The organism is Kitasatospora sp. NPDC048296, from assembly GCF_043201815.1.
Classification (GTDB): Bacteria; Actinomycetota; Actinomycetes; order Streptomycetales; family Streptomycetaceae; genus Kitasatospora.
In genome coordinates this window covers 75,113-90,621 of the sequence record NZ_JBICZB010000009.1, presented here as the reverse complement: position 1 = coordinate 90,621, position 15,509 = coordinate 75,113, and the positions used below count along the sequence as shown (strand labels likewise).

General features: G+C 73.5%; 11 protein-coding genes. 4 read left to right on the top strand and 7 right to left on the bottom strand.

What is annotated here, in order from left to right; genetic code table 11:
• Positions 1-275 precede the first annotated feature (275 nt).
• Positions 276-1,589, top strand: coding sequence for an alpha/beta fold hydrolase (locus ACGF12_RS08860; RefSeq protein ID WP_393027365.1), 1,314 nt, complete (start codon positions 276-278; stop codon positions 1,587-1,589).
• Between the two features lie 31 nt (positions 1,590-1,620).
• Here the strand turns inward: ACGF12_RS08860 and ACGF12_RS08855 are convergent, their stop codons facing one another.
• Positions 1,621-3,165 (bottom strand): DUF4192 domain-containing protein, encoded by a 1,545-nt coding sequence (locus tag ACGF12_RS08855; protein ID WP_393027363.1) that lies wholly within the window; start codon positions 3,163-3,165, stop codon positions 1,621-1,623.
• A 228-nt stretch (positions 3,166-3,393) separates the two neighbouring features.
• Between ACGF12_RS08855 and ACGF12_RS08850 the strand changes: the two genes are divergently transcribed.
• Together ACGF12_RS08850 and ACGF12_RS08845 are read left to right on the top strand one after the other, a co-directional pair.
• A complete protein-coding gene (locus tag ACGF12_RS08850) occupies positions 3,394-5,589 on the top strand; it encodes a RecQ family ATP-dependent DNA helicase (RefSeq protein ID WP_393027361.1) in 2,196 nt (731 codons plus the stop codon).
• A 377-nt stretch (positions 5,590-5,966) separates the two neighbouring features.
• Complete coding sequence (locus tag ACGF12_RS08845) at positions 5,967-6,689, top strand: hypothetical protein (protein ID WP_393027452.1); 723 nt, start codon at positions 5,967-5,969, stop codon at positions 6,687-6,689.
• Positions 6,690-6,935: 246 nt separating this feature from the next.
• Here ACGF12_RS08845 and ACGF12_RS08840 read toward each other — a convergent pair whose 3' ends face one another.
• The 3 genes from ACGF12_RS08840 to ACGF12_RS08830 form a co-directional block, all read right to left on the bottom strand.
• The gene (locus tag ACGF12_RS08840; RefSeq protein ID WP_393027359.1) at positions 6,936-7,607 is read right to left on the bottom strand and encodes a hypothetical protein; all 672 of its coding nucleotides are present in this window, start codon (positions 7,605-7,607) and stop codon (positions 6,936-6,938) included.
• 101 nt (positions 7,608-7,708) lie between these two features.
• Positions 7,709-8,407, bottom strand: a complete 699-nt coding sequence (locus tag ACGF12_RS08835) for a ribonuclease HII (protein WP_393027357.1) — start codon at positions 8,405-8,407, stop codon at positions 7,709-7,711.
• 150 nt (positions 8,408-8,557) lie between these two features.
• Complete coding sequence (locus ACGF12_RS08830) at positions 8,558-9,226, bottom strand: TetR/AcrR family transcriptional regulator (RefSeq protein WP_393027355.1); 669 nt, start codon at positions 9,224-9,226, stop codon at positions 8,558-8,560.
• Positions 9,227-9,681: 455 nt separating this feature from the next.
• Between ACGF12_RS08830 and ACGF12_RS08825 the strand changes: the two genes are divergently transcribed.
• Positions 9,682-11,232, top strand: coding sequence for an MFS transporter (locus ACGF12_RS08825; protein ID WP_393027353.1), 1,551 nt, complete (start codon positions 9,682-9,684; stop codon positions 11,230-11,232).
• Between the two features lie 175 nt (positions 11,233-11,407).
• Here the strand turns inward: ACGF12_RS08825 and ACGF12_RS08820 are convergent, their stop codons facing one another.
• The 3 genes from ACGF12_RS08820 to ACGF12_RS08810 form a co-directional block, all read right to left on the bottom strand.
• The gene (locus ACGF12_RS08820; protein ID WP_393027351.1) at positions 11,408-13,075 is read right to left on the bottom strand and encodes a DUF4153 domain-containing protein; all 1,668 of its coding nucleotides are present in this window, start codon (positions 13,073-13,075) and stop codon (positions 11,408-11,410) included.
• 161 nt (positions 13,076-13,236) lie between these two features.
• Positions 13,237-14,127 (bottom strand): carbohydrate ABC transporter permease, encoded by an 891-nt coding sequence (locus ACGF12_RS08815; protein ID WP_387620413.1) that lies wholly within the window; start codon positions 14,125-14,127, stop codon positions 13,237-13,239.
• Between the two features lie 137 nt (positions 14,128-14,264).
• Positions 14,265-15,359, bottom strand: a complete 1,095-nt coding sequence (locus ACGF12_RS08810; RefSeq protein ID WP_393027348.1) for a carbohydrate ABC transporter permease — start codon at positions 15,357-15,359, stop codon at positions 14,265-14,267.
• Positions 15,360-15,509: the final 150 nt, after the last annotated feature.

The following is a 15,509-nucleotide window of genomic DNA, read 5'->3' as shown; positions in this document are numbered from 1 at the left end:
CACCCGGCCCGCCGGGCCGTCGCATCGCCGCCCCCGGCCTCCGGCGGGCCGTTGCTCAGAGCCTCGCCGCGGGCCCGTCACCGTCCATGAGCTGAGGCCGGCTCCGGTGCCGCTCGGAGCGGTGGGCTCGGCCGCCGCAGGCTGTCCGACCGGGGGGACGGTCGAACCGGCGCTCGACCGCCGCCAGGATACGGTGCGGGGGTCGCGGCGCCCGCACCCGGTGACCCCGTGAACCGCGACGCAATCGCTGTGACCAGCAGAGACCGAGGAGTTGCATGTCCACCGTCAGCCGGCTGCCCGGGATTGTCACGACCGACCACGTCTTCCAGGTCCCCCTCGACCACTCCGCCCCCGACGGTGAGCAGATCGAGGTGTACGCCCGCGAGGTGGTGGCCTGCGGCCGTGAGAAGGACGCCCTGCCCTGGCTGGTCTTCCTCCAGGGCGGGCCCGGCGGCAAGGCCGCCCGCCCGCTCGGCCGGGACGCCTGGTTGGACCGCGCCCTGGACGACTACCGGGTGCTGCTGCTCGACCAGCGCGGCACTGGGCGCTCCACGCCCGCGACCCGGCAGACCCTCGCCCGCCGCGGCGGCCCGCAGGAGCAGGCGGACTACCTGGCGCACTTCCGCGCGGACTCGATCGTGCGGGACGCCGAGCTGATCCGCCACCGGCTGCTCGGCGCCGACAAGCGCTGGAGCGTACTCGGCCAGAGCTTCGGCGGCTTCTGCACCCTCACCTACCTCTCCTTCGCTCCGGAGGGCCTGACCGAGGCCTTCATCACCGGCGGCCTCTCCGGCCTCGGCAGCTCGGCCGACGACGTCTACCGCGCCGCCTACCCGCGCGTCGTCAGCAAGAACGAGGACCACTACGCCCGCTTCCCGCAGGACGTCGAGACCGTGCGGCGGATCGCCGCCCACCTCGCCGACTCCCCCGCCACCCTGCCCGGTGGCGGGCTGCTGACCGTCGAGGCCTTCCAGTCGCTCGGACTCATGCTCGGCGGCGGCAGCGGCTCCGGCTCCCTGCACTACCTGTTGGAGGAGACCTGGGCGGAGGGCCCGGCCGGGGCCGAGCTCTCCGACACCTTCCTGGCCGGCGTGCAGGCCCGGCTCTCCTTCGCCGAGGGCCCGCTCTACGCCGTGCTGCACGAGTCGATCTACGGCCAGCGCTCGGTGGACGAAGGCGGCACCGGCTGGTCGGCCGAGCGGGTCCGCAAGGAGTTCCCGCAGTTCGATGCCCGGGCCTCGCTGGAGTCCGGCGCCCCGGTGCTGTTCACCGGGGAGATGATCTACCCCTGGATGTTCGACACCGACCCGGCGCTGCGCCCGCTGAAGGAGACCGCGGACCTTCTCGCCGCCCGCACCGACTGGCCCGACCTGTACGACCCGGCCCGGCTGGCCGCCAACACCGTGCCGGTCGTGGCGGCGGTGTACCACGACGACATGTACGTGGACACCGCCGACTCGCTGGCGACCGCCCGCGCGGTGCGCGGCCTGCGGCCCTGGATCACCAACGAGTGGGAGCACGACGGCCTGCGGGTGAGCGGCGGCAAGGTGCTGGACCGGCTGATCAAGATGGCCCACGGCGAGGTGTAGCAGCTCGGGGGTCGGCCCGGCGGCGAGCGGATCAGTGCGCACGGCGGGCCCCTCTCGCTGCCTGCCGGGTGCCCCGGCACCGATGACGCCCGGCACCGGACCGGACGGCGGCCGACGCGCACGCCGTCGCCCGGTCGAGCCGCACACCCCGGGCGGGGCGCCGCCCGACCGCCGGACCGCGCCCTGCCGCCGGGCCACACCCTGCCCCCGGGAGCAGGGCCACCGGCCCGGGCCCGCCCCCGTCCGACCCCTGCTCGGCGGAGCTGCCGGGGCTCCCGGGGCCACCGGGCCCGTCGGGGCCGCGATCGGTCCGGGTCGACGCCGTGGCCGCGCCCTTCCGGCGGGCGCCCCGTCGGCGTCGGCGCCCGCCGTCGGCCGTTCCGGGCCACTCCTCGGGACGCTCGGAGGCCTCGCCCGCGCCCGGGACGGGCCCCGGCCCAGACGCTCCGTCCACAGCGGGATCGGGCTCGGTGGCCGGCCTGCCCGCGCGCTCCTCGCGCCGCCGTCGCTGGGCCTCGACGGCGGCCATCAGCGCCCCGGGCGTCATGCCGTCGTTCATCGATTCGTACAGCAGCTCGGCCAGCAGGTAGCCCGGGGCGAGCCGCAGCACGTGGCCGAGCACCACCCGGGCGGTCGCCGTGTCCCCGGCGACCCAGGAGGCCCAGGCCAGCAGCGTGAGCGGGGCCACCGCACAGCCCTCGTACGGCGGCACGGCGCGCCGGGCGAGGAAGCGCCAGAGCCGCTCGGCGGGGGCGAGCTCGGCGGGCCGGACGTACTCGACGCCGCGGTCCCGGGTGAGGCGGTCCCGCAGGGCGAGGAGCAGCCGGGCCGCCCGCTCCTCGTCGAGCTCCCGGGCGCCGGCCGCGAACTCGGCGAAGGCCTGCTCCAACAGTTCGATGCCCTGCTCGCGGGAGACCGAGTCGACGGCGGCCTCGGAGCGGGCGAGCGCCTCGCGCTGGGCGGCGTCCTCCGGTGGGCCGACCGGGACGAGCCCGCCGATGATCGCCTTGCGGCTGCCGCGCGGCACCAGGCCCGCCACCGTCGCGGCGGCAGCCGCCGGGCCCGGATCGGGCCCGCGCCGCACCGGGTTGCCCGCCGGATCGCAGCACCCCTCACGGCGGCAGAGGAAGGACCACCACCGGCCGTCCGAGACGCACAGCGACTCCTTGACCGCCGCTCCCCTGCGCCCGAAGGCCGCCCGCAGGTGGTCGGCCAGCGGCCGCAGGCCCTCCACCACCGGCGGGGCGTGCGCCGTGACCGGATCCTGGCAGAGGTAGAGGAGCACCTGGAGCGGGCGGCTGCCGTGGCGCTCGGAGAGGGCGACCAGCAGGGCGGCCGTCTCCTCCGCCGCCGCGGGCCAGTCCGCAGGCGAGGCCGGGAGGTCCGCCCGGATGACTCCGCCCTGGTGCAGGTCGGGGCCCTGGAGGCCGACCGCGACGATGCTGTCGTCGGGGTAGAACCCCAGGAGATAGGGCAACAGCTCGGCCATGTCGGCCGGACCGCGCATGACGACCGGCCGCTGCTCGGAAGCCGGTCCGAGGGACAGGATGACGTGTTCGTTGTTCATCGCGTTCATGGCCGCAAGAGTGAACGCAATCCGACAACGACGCCGAACGTCTTTTTTTCCTGTGGATAACTCGGGCCCCGAATTTCTCATCGCCCATTCGGAGCACACGACACCCACTCCACCGAGTGGATTTTGACAACCGTTCAGCGGATCAACGGATGAAATCCACTGCGCCTTCCGCTGCCGTGCCTCACCCGCATTCGCCCCTTGTCGGCGCCATGGGGTTACATCGACGCCATGCAGCAGCCCGACATCCACACCACCGCCGCCGCCGACCGCGACCAGGTCCGGGCGCGGGCCGAGGCCGTCCTCCGTGAACTGGCCGGCCCCGCCGCCGCCCTGCGCGAGGACCAGTGGACGGCCATCGAGGCCCTCGTGGTCGACCACCGCCGCGCACTGGTCGTCCAGCGCACCGGCTGGGGGAAGTCCGCGGTCTACTTCATCGCCACCGCCCTGCTCCGCGCCCGCGGCGCCGGGCCGACGGTGATCGTCTCCCCCTTGCTCGCCCTGATGCGCAACCAGGTCGAGTCGGCGGCCCGGGCCGGCATCCACGCCCGCACCATCAACTCGGCCAACACCGAGGAGTGGGACGAGATCCAGTCCGAGGTCGCCGCCGGGAAGGTCGACATCCTGCTGGTCAGCCCCGAGCGGCTGAACAACCCGGACTTCCGCGACCAGGTGCTGCCGAAGCTCGCCGCCTCCACCGGCCTGCTGGTGGTCGACGAGGCCCACTGCATCTCCGACTGGGGCCACGACTTCCGCCCCGACTACCGGCGGCTGCGCACCATGCTCGCGGACCTCCCGCCCGGGGTCCCAGTGCTGGCCACCACCGCCACCGCCAACGCCCGGGTCACCGCGGACGTCGCCGAGCAGCTCGGCACCGGCACCACCGACGAGCACGCCCTGGTGCTGCGCGGCCCGCTCGACCGGGAAAGCCTCACCCTGGGCGTGCTCGCCCTGCCCGACCCGGCGCACCGGCTGGCCTGGCTGGCCGACCACCTCGACCGGTTCCCCGGCTCGGGCATCGTCTACACCCTGACGGTGGCCGCGGCCGAGGAGGTGACGGCCTTCCTGCGCGAGCGCGGCTTCCCGGTGGCCTCCTACTCCGGCCGCACCGAGGACGCCGAGCGCCGCACCGCCGAGGCCGACCTGCTGGCCAACCGGGTCAAGGCGCTGGTCGCCACCTCCGCGCTCGGCATGGGCTTCGACAAGCCCGACCTCGGCTTCGTCGTCCACCTGGGCTCGCCCAGCTCGCCGATCGCCTACTACCAGCAGGTCGGCCGGGCCGGGCGCGGGGTGGACCGCGCCGAGGTGCTGCTGCTGCCCGGGCGCGAGGACGAGGCGATCTGGCGCTACTTCGCCTCGCTGGCCTTCCCGCCGGAGGAACAGGTGCGCCGCACCATCGACGCCCTGGCCGACGCCGGCCGCGCGCTCTCCACCGCCGCCCTGGAGCCCCGGGTGGACCTGCGCCGCACCCGGCTGGAGACCATGCTCAAGGTGCTGGACGTCGACGGCGCCGTCCGCCGGGTCAAGGGCGGCTGGACGGCCACCGGGCAGAGCTGGGAGTACGACACCGCCCGCTACGCCAAGGTGGCCGCCTCCCGGGAGGCGGAGCAGCGGGCGATGCGCGACTACGCGGCGGCCACCGACTGCCGGATGGAGTTCCTGCGCCGCCAGCTGGACGACGAGCAGGCCGCGCCGTGCGGGCGGTGCGACAACTGCGCGGGCCCGCTGCACACCCCGGAGGTCTCGGCCGAGACGCTGGCCGCGGCCCGGGCCGCGCTCGGCCGCCCGGGCGTGAGCTTCGAGCCGCGCCGCCTCTGGCCCACCGGGATGGACGCGCTCGGGGTGCCGCTCAAGGGCCGGATCCCCGCGGGCGAGCAGGCGGAGACCGGACGGGCGCTCGGCCGACTGTCCGACATCGGCTGGGGCAACCGGCTGCGCACCCTGCTCGCCGAGCAGGCGCCGGACGTGCCGGTGCCCGGCGAGGCGGTGGACGCGCTGGTGGCGGTGCTGGCCGACTGGGCGCGGGGCCCGGGCGGCTGGGCCGGGCCGACGACGGCGGAGGGCACCCGGCTGGAGCGGCCGGTCGGCGTGGTGACCATGGCCTGCTCCACCCGCCCCCAGCTGGTCGGCAGTCTCGGCGCGCGGATCGCCGAGATCGGGCGGCTGCCGCTGCTCGGGAGGATCGAGTACGCGGGTGGGCTGCCGCCGCACGGGGCCCGCAGCAACAGCGCTCAACGGCTGCACTCGCTGGCCGGGGCGCTGATGCTGCCGCCGGAGCTGGAGCAGGCGGTGGCAGCGGCCGGCGGGCCGGTGCTGCTGGTGGACGACCTCGTGGACTCGGGGTGGACGGTCACTGTGGCCGCCCGGCTGCTGCGCAGGGCCGGAGCGAGCGCAGTGCTGCCGCTGGTCCTGGCCGTGCAGGGGTGAGCGGGCCCCGGCCGACCGCCGCGGGCAGAGCGTCTCCAGCCACAATCACCCTCACCCGAATGGCCTAACGGAAAGGAGTGGACAGGGCGAGTTCGATCACATCGCGGACCGACCCGGGAAAGGAGTGCCCACCATGCCGAACGCGCTTCACCATGCCCTTTGCGAGGTGTGGATCAAGGTCGGGCGCTGCCTCGGCAACACCTGGGCGGCCGCGGAACATATCCGGCAGATCATGGGCTTTCGGGTGGCGTTCATCATTTCATCGTTGCCGGTCCGCCCTGGTTGCCCCGAGAATTGGGGGGTACCCGAAATCCGGTCCGCTGGACCCGCCCTTCGGCGTACCCAGGCACCCGCCTGCCCACGGGCCAGGAAGGAGGATCGTGATCAACGGTATCGGCCGAGGTCAGCATCCCCTCTCCGGGAGTTCGTCGCCCAGACGGCTGCTCGACCTGGAGACCTGGACCGCCTCGGGGATCCCGATGCTGCGCGATCCGCGCGAGTTCGTCCTGGAACTGCACCAGCGCCACCTGCCCCAGTCGGGCACGATCGTGCTCGCGGTCCTGGACGCGCTCCACCACCTGGCCGCCTCGGCCTCGTTCACGCCCTGGCCGCACGACACCGACGGCTGGCAGCACCGGAACGACCTGCTGGCCCACCTGCGCCGGATCATCCCGCACGACCTGCGCCGGCCCGAGCCGACCCGGACGGCCGTGCTGCTGCGCTGCCGCGAGGGCGCGCCCGGCTGGACGGAGCAGGACGGTGCCTGGATGTGGGCGCTGCGGGACGCGTCCGTGCTGCACGGGCTGCGCTGCGGCTCGTACATCGGGCTCACCCCGGCGGGCTGGCAGATCCTCGGAGACGGGCGCAGTGGACGCAATCCGCATGCGGGTTCGTGGACGGACGGGCCGGTGCACACCGTGACGGAGCTGCCGCCCCGATCGGCGCTCGACGACGCCCCGCGCAGTCAGCGCGCCCGGCAGCAAGCGGCCGAGCAGGCCAAGCGCGTCGACGCTCCGCCGCGCTCCCACCCGTCCGAGCCCCCGTGGACGCCGGCGCGGGTCACGGCCGTCGAACCGAGCCGCCGCACCGGCACCCGCTGAACGGCGCCGACGGGCACCACCAGCCCGGCGGACCCGGGGGCCGCAGTCTGACGGGCAGTCGCCGTACGCGCCGACGGGCACCACCACGCACCGGCAGGCGCGGCGCACGACGCCCGACCCGCACGCCCGGCACACCCCGCACACCCGGCACGCCCAGTTCCGCGCCGACGCGCGGCGGGGCGGGTCACCTCGAACGGACTCCGGGCCCGGCACCGTGAGGCGTCGGGCCCGGAGCGGGAACGATTGTCAGGCCGTGACCGGGCGTCCCGGCGCGGCAACCCCGGCGGCAGCCGGGCCGGCCTCCCCGCAGACCACCAGCAGGCCGGTCGCGCGGCCGAGCGCCTTGGTGTACGCCTCGGCGGCCCGGGTGGGCGAACCGCCGTTGACCACCAGGACGACCACCTCGCGGCGGACCGGACGGGTGAGCACGGCGTCCGCGTAGAACACGTCCGCGCCCTCGGTGAGTTGCGCCCAGTAGCGCTCCTCCCCGAAGGAGAGTTCGTGCTGCTGCCAGGGGTGCGCCCCGCCGACGGTCAGCACCAGGATGTCGCCCGGGTTGCGGCCGGAGTCCAGCAGTTGGTCGACCGCGTCGTCGGCGCGTTCCAGCGCCTGGGCCGGGGTGGCGGCGATCCGCTGGACCTCGACCTGCGGCGTTGCAGCGGCCGGGCGGCGCGGCGCCGGTCCCGGCTTGGGGATCAGACGCGGCGGGCCCGAACGGTCGGCGCGCGGCTGAGCCGGGCGCGGGGGCGCCGGACGGGGACCGGGCACCGGGGCCGGTGCGACGGCGGTGGGTTTGGTGGCGGGTTCGCCGCCGGTGGCAGGCACGTGGAGGGCTTGTGCGTCCGACTCGCGGGGGAAGGGAACGCCGGGGCCCGGGAGGCTCTCGTGAATCTCCGGCTCCTCGGGGAAGACAGGCATACCCGGATATCTATCAAATGCCGGTCGGAGGCGCACGGGCGCCCCACCCATTGAGCATCGGACACCTGCCACCCGCACCCGGGGCAATTCCAGACGGACCGTCAGAAACCGAGCGTCAACTGTTCGTCGGCGGATCCCTGAACCACGCCCACGACGTCCCGGTCGCGCTTGAGGTGACGCCACTTCGGCAATGCGTCCATGTAGGCCCAGGAGAGCCGGTGGTGCTCGGTGGGGCCGTACTCCTCCAGCGCGGCGCGGTGCACCGGGGACGGATAGCCGGCGTTCTCCGCGAAGCCGTAATCCGGGTACGCCTCGCCCAGTTCGGCCATCATTCCGTCGCGGTGGACCTTGGCGAGCACCGAGGCGGCGGAGACGCAGATGCAGGACTGGTCGCCCTTGATCACCGTGCGCACCCGCCAGGGGCCGCCGAGGTAGTCGTGCTTGCCGTCCAGGATCACCGCGTCGGGCTCGACCGGCAGCGCCTCCAGCGCTCGGACGGCGGCCAGCCGCAGCGCCGCCGTCATGCCGAGCTCGTCGCACTCCTGCGGTGAGGCGTGCCCGAGCGCGTACGCGGTGACCCAGTCGGCGAGCACCGGCGCGAGTGCCTTGCGGCGCAGCTCGGTGAGCAGTTTGGAGTCGGTCAGCCCCTCGGGCGCCTTGCGCAGTCCGGTGACGGCCGCGCCGACGGTGACCGGCCCGGCCCAGGCGCCGCGTCCGACCTCGTCCAGGCCCACCACGACCTTGGCGCCGGCCCGGCGGAGCGAGCGTTCGACGGAGTGCGTCGGCGGGACGATGGGCATCGCAGGGGCTCCGTTCGGCAAGGCAGCCCGTTCAAGTGGGGCAACCCCCAGCCTAAGCCCGCTGACGACGACCCCGAGCCGAGCCCGCACGGCCGCCCGAGCCCAGCCCAGCCAGTGCAGCCAACCCCGAGCCAGCCCCGCGCGGCCGCTCTACGGCTGCCGGATCAGCGGGACCAGCACGTCGTCCACCAGCCGGACCGCGAAGTCGGGGGCCATCTCCCGGTCGTGGACCTTCACCCGGAACAGCAGCATCGCCGGAATGACGTCGGCGACCAGCGGGCTGACCGCGCCGGGCCGGACGTCGCCGCGCTCGACGCCGCGACGGAGGATGTCCAGGATGGTGTCCTTGGTCGGCTCCATCACCCGCTGCACGATGAAGCCCTTGAACACCTCGGCCTGTTGCTGGGAGAGCTCGCCCATCAGCACGTGCAGGGCGGCGCCCGCGCTGGAGCCGATCGCCCCCGTGAACAGCTCGATGAGCTGCAGCAATTCAGCCCGGGCGGACCCGAGGTCGGGCACCCCGTGAGGGCGTGGGAGAGTGGAGTCCAGGGCGTCGATGACGAGTTCCATCTTGGAGGCCCAACGCCGGTAGAGCGCGGCCTTCCCGGTCCGCGCCGCAGTGGCGACGCCCTCCATCGTCAGTCGCGCGTAGCCGCCGGAGGTGAGCTGGTCGAGCGCGGCCGCGAAGATCGCATTCTCCAACTCCTTCCCCCGGCGCCGCACCGGCCGGGCCAACGCCTCCCGGGCGACCCGCACCGGGCAGCGGGGCTCCGACTCCCCGCCCGGCGGCCCCGCGAGCGCCACCGACTCCACCGGCACCACCGACTCCCCGGACTCCCCGGACGCCTTGGGCCCCACCGGCACCGCAGGGCCTGCGGGCCCAACGGGCGCCGCACCTGCTGCCGCAGCCACAGCCTCCAGGGGCGGCGGCACCGCATCCTCCGCCGGTCGGGCGGCCGCCCGACCGGACGCCCGGTCCGCCGTGAGGCGTCGCACCAACCGATCCATCGCCACCCTCCTTAAGGAACGCTTGCGTTCACTATCAAGCCCAAGATATCGTCCAGATTAGTGAACGGCACCGTTCCTTCCCAGCCCACACCTGCACCCGCCCGTCATCGGCGCACAGCAGCACCCCGGGCCCGGCAGGTAGGCCGGACACCAAGCACCGAGTTACCGGGCACCAAGCACGTACCACCACCGCGCGGCACCACCGCGCACCAGCACCACGCACCGTGTACCAGGCACCGAGCACGTAGCCCGCAGGGGGAAGATTCGTGGCCATCTCCGACACGCCCAACAAGAACTCACCACCGAAGGGCCGCGCAGGTCAGGGGAAGGGCATCACCCTGACCGTCATCGCGGCCACGCAGCTGATGGTCGTGCTCGACACGACCATCGTGAACATCGCGCTGCCGCACATCAAGGACGCGCTGAACTTCTCGACCACCGACCTGTCCTGGGTCATCAACGCCTACACGCTGACCTTCGGCGGGCTGCTGCTGCTCGGCGGTCGCGCGGGCGACATCCTGGGCCGCCGCCGGGTGTTCATCTTCGGCACCCTGCTGTTCGGCCTGGCCTCGCTGCTGGGCGGATTCGCGCAGGACAGCGGCCTGCTGCTGGCGGCCCGCGCGCTCCAGGGCATCGGCGGCGCGATCTGTTCACCGACCGCCTTCGCCCTGATCGCCACCAACTTCGACGAGGGACCGGAACGCAACAAGGCGTTCGGCGTGTTCTCGGCGGTGGCCGGCTCGGGCGCCGCGATCGGCCTGCTGGCCGGCGGTCTGCTCACCGAGTACCTGAACTGGCGCTGGGTGTTCTTCGTCAACGTGCCGATCGCGATCCTGATCGCGATCGCCGCGCCGCGCTACATCGCCGAGTCCGAGCGCCACCCGGGCCGCTTCGACGTGCCCGGCGCGCTCACCTCGACGCTCGGCCTGGTCGGCCTGGTCTACGGGTTCATCCGGGCCGCCTCGGACGGCTGGTCGGACAGCATCACGCTCGGCTCCTTCGCGGCCGGTGCGATCCTGCTGGCCGCCTTCCTCGTGATCGAGAACCGCACCGACCAGCCCATCACCCCGCTGCACCTGTTCGCCAACCGCAACCGCACCGGCGGCCTGGTGATGATGCTCTGCCTGGCCGCGGCCATGTTCGGCATCTTCTTCTACGTCGTCCTGTTCGTGCAGGGACCGCTCGGCTACAGCCCGCTCAAGGCCGGCGTCTCGTTCCTGCCGATCAGCGTCTCGATCATCATCGCCGCGCAGATCGCGTCCAACCTGCAGGCCAAGTACGGCCCGAAGCCGTTCATGGCGGGCGGCGCGCTGCTGGTCACCGTCGGGCTCTCCTGGCTGACCCAGATGAGCAAGGACAGCGGCTACGTCGACGGGGTGCTCGGCCCCACGGTCGTCTTCGGCTTCGGCATGGGCCTGATCTTCGTCCCGGTGATGCTGCTCTCGGTCGCGGGCGTGCCGGGCGAGGAGGCCGGCGCCGCCTCCGGCCTGCTCAACTCGATGCAGCAGATCGGCGGTTCGCTCGGCCTGTCGATCCTGACCACGGTCTTCGCGCACTACGCGACCGCCGAGACCAAGGCCCAGCTTCCGGCGTTCATGCACAGCGCCAGTGCGCAGGAGAAGGCCTTCTTCGAGCAGCATCACGAGTTCATCCCGGGCACCGACCCCTCCAACTCCGTGCTGACCCAGGGGATTTCGCACGGCTTCATCGTCGGCGCGGCGCTCGCCGGGGTCGCCCTGCTGATCGCGCTCTTCGTGGTCAAGGCGAAGGCCAGCGACCTGCCGAGCGGCGACTCCGCCGGCGTCGCGATGCACTGAGCGATCGCGATGCGCCGAGCGATCACAACGCACTGAGCGATCACAACGCACTGAGCGGTCACAACGCACCGAGCGCCGTGACCCGCTGGGGCACCGCGACGCACTGAGGCGCCGCCGCCGAACGGGCCCGCCGGGAGCAGCACGCTCCCGGCGGGCCCGTCGCGCACCCCGGCCGTCAGAAGTACGGGTCGATCCGCAGCCCCGCCCGCCTACAGGCGCTCGTCTCCCTCGGCCCGTCGTCGGCCAACGGCCGCGCGGCCAGGATCGCGCGGGCCCGGTCGACGGCGCGGCTGGTGGCGGACCAGGCCGAGGGGTGGTCCGCCAGGTCGGTGCGGATCAGCTGCAGCGCGCAGGTCCGCTGCGGTTCGGGGAGCCGGTCCAGGCCGGGCACCGCGTCCGCGGAGAGCTCGCGGACGTTGCGCAGGTCGATCCGCTGTGAGCGCTCGTACCGGGCGACGTTCTGCTCCGCGACGATCGCGTCCGGCCCGATCAGCCCGTACACCGCGACGGTGAGCACGCCGCTCAGGACGACGGTGCGCGGCAGCCAGCCGGCGCCGCGGGTGAGCCCGGCGGTGACCAGCAGCAGGAAGACGACGCCCAGCCAGAGCTCGACCACCAGCACCCACAGCCGCAGCCGGGTGAGCCCGGAGGCGTCCACGTAGAACCATATCCGGCCGAGCGCCGAGGCGACCACGGCCAGCGCGAGCAGGCAGAGCAGGCCGAGCAGGATCCGCGCCACCCTGCGGTCGGCGGGCGTGGTGCGTGGGGCCCAGCGCTTGGCGACGGCCACCACGACCAGGGTCAGCACGGTGATCACGCTCAGCTGCCAGAAGCCCTGTCGGGCGTATTCGGAGCGGCTCATCCCGGTGCGGCCGAGCACGGCGTCCGCGCCGCCGAGCACCACCACGGCCTGGATCACCGCGAAGGCGCCGAACATCAGGTTGAGCGCGACCAGCGGCAGCGCCCACTCCAGCCGTCGCCGTTCCCGTCCCGGCCGGGCCGTCATGCGGTCCCAGCGGCGCGGGCCGGCCGCGATGTGCGCGAAGCCCAGCGCGGTGAGCGCGCCGAGCACGAACAGCACCGCGCGCAGAGGCAGTTGGCGGAGGTCGAAGCTGGGGTTGAGGCCGCTCAGCAGGTCCGCCATGGCGGCGTCGGCGCTGGCGAACAGCAGGCCGAAGACGGTCAGCAGCACGGCGGCGACCGCGAGCGCCTTGAGCACCGGGACGATCCGGCCGCGCCCGGGCAGCGGCCGGCCTTCCAGGCCGTTCCAGAGCCAGCCCACGCCCGGCACCGACTGCCAGACGGCGGCGGGCAGGGCGAACAGCACGCCCGGCCAGCGGCGCCCGCCGTGCAGGGCGAGCGAGGCCAGGCCGAGCGCGCCCCCGACGGACAGCACGGTGGGCCAGCTCGCGTCCCACAGGGCCGGGACGGCGAGCAGTGCGAGCGCGAGCAGGCTCCAGATCACGGTCCAGGGCCGGACCCGGCGGCCCGCCGCGTGGGCGACGAGGCCGGCCCCGACGGCGGTGGCGGCACCGCAGATCAGCAGGTTGACTCCCACGCCGTCGTACAGCAGCCAGGCCGTCAGCAGGCCGGTGAGCAGCGCGAACAGGAGGACTCGGGGCGTGGCCGCCGCCCGGCGCTCGGGGTCCGTGCGGCGCAGCCATTCACCGCGCGAGGGCACGGGCGTGCCGGGCGATCGGTACGGCCCGTTCGCGCCCGGCGACCGGTACGGGTGGGACGGCCCGTTCGGCCCGTTCGGTCCGGGCGACCACTGCGGGCCCGGCGGGCGGCGGTCGGACGCGGGCGGCGGATCGGTCGGGGCGGGCGCGGACAGGCCTGACATGAGTCCCCCTCAGTGGTCGGCGGGCATGCGGAAGCCGCCCTCGGGGCGGTCCGCCGGCGGCCGACGGGCGCGCCGGGCGCCTCGGCCGCTGCCGACTGTAGACCATTCTGAACAAGTTCAAAAGTTGGTTCTGAACGCGTTCAGAAGAACGTGGCCGCGGTCTATCCCTTGACCGACCCGGCCAGCAGCCCGCGGACGAAGTACCGCTGGAGGCTGAAGAAGACGATCAGCGGCACGATGATCGACAGGAACGCCCCGGCCGTGAGCAGCTCCCAGCGCCCGCCGAAGGAGCCCGACAGCTGGGCGAGCCGGACCGTCATCGGCGCCACCTCCGGCGTGCCGCCGGCGAAGGTGAGCGCGACCAGCAGGTCGTTCCAGACCCACAGGAACTGGAAGATCGCGAACGAGGCCAGCGCCGGGGCGCACAGCGGCAGCACGATCGAGCGGAAGATCTTGAAGTGCGACGCGCCGTCCACCACCGCCGCCTCCATCAGGTCGCGCGGCAGCTGGGCGATGAAGTTGTGCAGCAGGAACACCGCCAGCGGCATCGCGAACATGGTGTGCGCCAGCCAGACCGGCGCGTAGCTGCCCTTCAGGTCCACCGCCGGGATCAACGTCAGCGGGCCCAGGTGCGCGCCGCCGGAGAACAGCCGCAGCAGCGGGATCAGCGCCATCTGGAGCGGCACCACCTGGAGCGCGAACACCGTGAAGAACACCGCGTCGCTCCCCCGGAACCGCACCCAGGCCAGCGCGTAGGCCGCCATCGCCGCCAGCACCAGCGGGAAGAGGGTGGCCGGGACGCTGATCGCCAGCGAGTTCACCAGGAAGGGCATCAGACCGGTGGAGACGCCGGAGCCGCCCTCGAACAGCACCGCGTGGTAGTTGCCGAGCCCGAAGTCCGGGTGGAGCAGGGCGTTCCACCAGCCGTCGGCCGTCACGTCCTGCTTGGGACGCAGCGAGGTCACCAGCAGGCCGAGGGTCGGGATCGTCCAGAGCACCGTCATCGCGATCACGAACACCGAGGCCAGCGGGCTGCTGAAGGCCTTCCGCACGGGGTTCCCCTCAGCCGTACGGCGGTCGGCGGGACGACGACCAGCCCGGCGACGATCAGCCCGGCGACGATCGGACCGACGGTCGGCAGGCTTCCGGTCGACGGGTCCCGCGCCGACCGCCTCCCCCTCAGGAGTACTCACCGCACCTCACGCTCCCTCCGCAGCTGAACGATGTTGTAGGCCACCAGCGGCAGCACCGCGAGGAACAGCAGCACCGCGAGGGCGCTGCCCCGCCCGTCGTCGAACTGCACGAAGGACTGCGAGTACATCTCGTTGGCCAGCACCTGGGTGCCGAAGTTGCCGCCGGTCATGGTGCGGACGATGTCGAAGGCCTTCAAGGTGATGATCATGACGGTGGTCAGCACGACCATCACCGTGGTGCGGATCATCGGTACGGTGACCGACCAGAACAGTCGCAGCCCGGTCGCGCCGTCCAGCCGGGCCGCCTCGGTCACCTCGTCCGGGATCGCCTTGATCGCCGCCGACAGCACCACCATCGCGAAGCCGGTCTGCACCCAGACCATGACCGCCATCAGCAGGAAGGTGTTCAGCGGCTGGCTGAGCAGCCAGTTCGGCGGGTCCGACCAGCCCACCGCGTGGGCGAGTTGGCTGAGCAGACCGATCTGCGGCTGGTCCTTGCCGCGCGCCTCGTAGACGAACTTGAAGATGATCGAGGCGCCGACCAGCGATATCGCCATCGGCATGAAGATCAGCGACTTGTACACCGCCTGACCGCGCATCCGGTCCACCAGCAGCGCCAGCACCAGGCCCAGCCCGGTCGCCACCAGGGGCGCGACCACCAGCCACAGCAGGGTGTTGAGCAGCACCTCCCGGATCGAGTCGGTGGTGAAGGCCCAGCCGAAGTTCTCGCCACCGACGAACCTGCTGCCGTCGGCGTTCTGCAGGCTCAGGTAGACGGTTCGGACCAGCGGCACCACCAGGCCGACCGCCAGCAGCAGCACGGCCGGCCCGAGAAAGACCAGCACGGCCAGCGGTCGGGCCAGCCGACCCCTGGCCCGGCCGGCCACCAGGAAGACCAGCAGCAGGATGCCGAGGAAGCCCGCGATCGCGCCGATGCTGTTGCCGAACTTGACCGCCGCGTCGCCCCAGGCGCCGGCGGCCAGGGAGTCGGCGGGAGGCAGGTGGTCGGCGGACGGCAGGTGGTCGACGGACGGCAGGAAGTCGACGGACGGCAGGAGGTCGGCGGACGGCGGGGAGCCGGGTACGGACATGGCTGTACGTCCCTTCGGGTCCGGTGATGGGAAGGGGGCGGGGGGGGGGGGGGGGGGGGCCCCCCCCCCCCGCGGGGGGGGGGGCCCCCGCCCCCCGGGGGCGGGGGGGCGGGGGGGACCCCGCCCGCGCCCCCGGGCGGGCCGTGGTCG

Coding starts and splice junctions, on each gene's coding strand:
- ACGF12_RS08855 (WP_393027363.1), bottom strand. CDS start 3,165: ATGAACGCGATGAACAACGAACACGTCATCCTGTCCCTCGGACCGGCT.
- ACGF12_RS08860 (WP_393027365.1), top strand. CDS start 276: ATGTCCACCGTCAGCCGGCTGCCCGGGATTGTCACGACCGACCACGTC.
- ACGF12_RS08850 (WP_393027361.1), top strand. CDS start 3,394: ATGCAGCAGCCCGACATCCACACCACCGCCGCCGCCGACCGCGACCAG.
- ACGF12_RS08820 (WP_393027351.1), bottom strand. CDS start 13,075: ATGTCAGGCCTGTCCGCGCCCGCCCCGACCGATCCGCCGCCCGCGTCC.
- ACGF12_RS08835 (WP_393027357.1), bottom strand. CDS start 8,407: ATGCCCATCGTCCCGCCGACGCACTCCGTCGAACGCTCGCTCCGCCGG.
- ACGF12_RS08840 (WP_393027359.1), bottom strand. CDS start 7,607: ATGCCTGTCTTCCCCGAGGAGCCGGAGATTCACGAGAGCCTCCCGGGC.
- ACGF12_RS08810 (WP_393027348.1), bottom strand. CDS start 15,359: ATGTCCGTACCCGGCTCCCCGCCGTCCGCCGACCTCCTGCCGTCCGTC.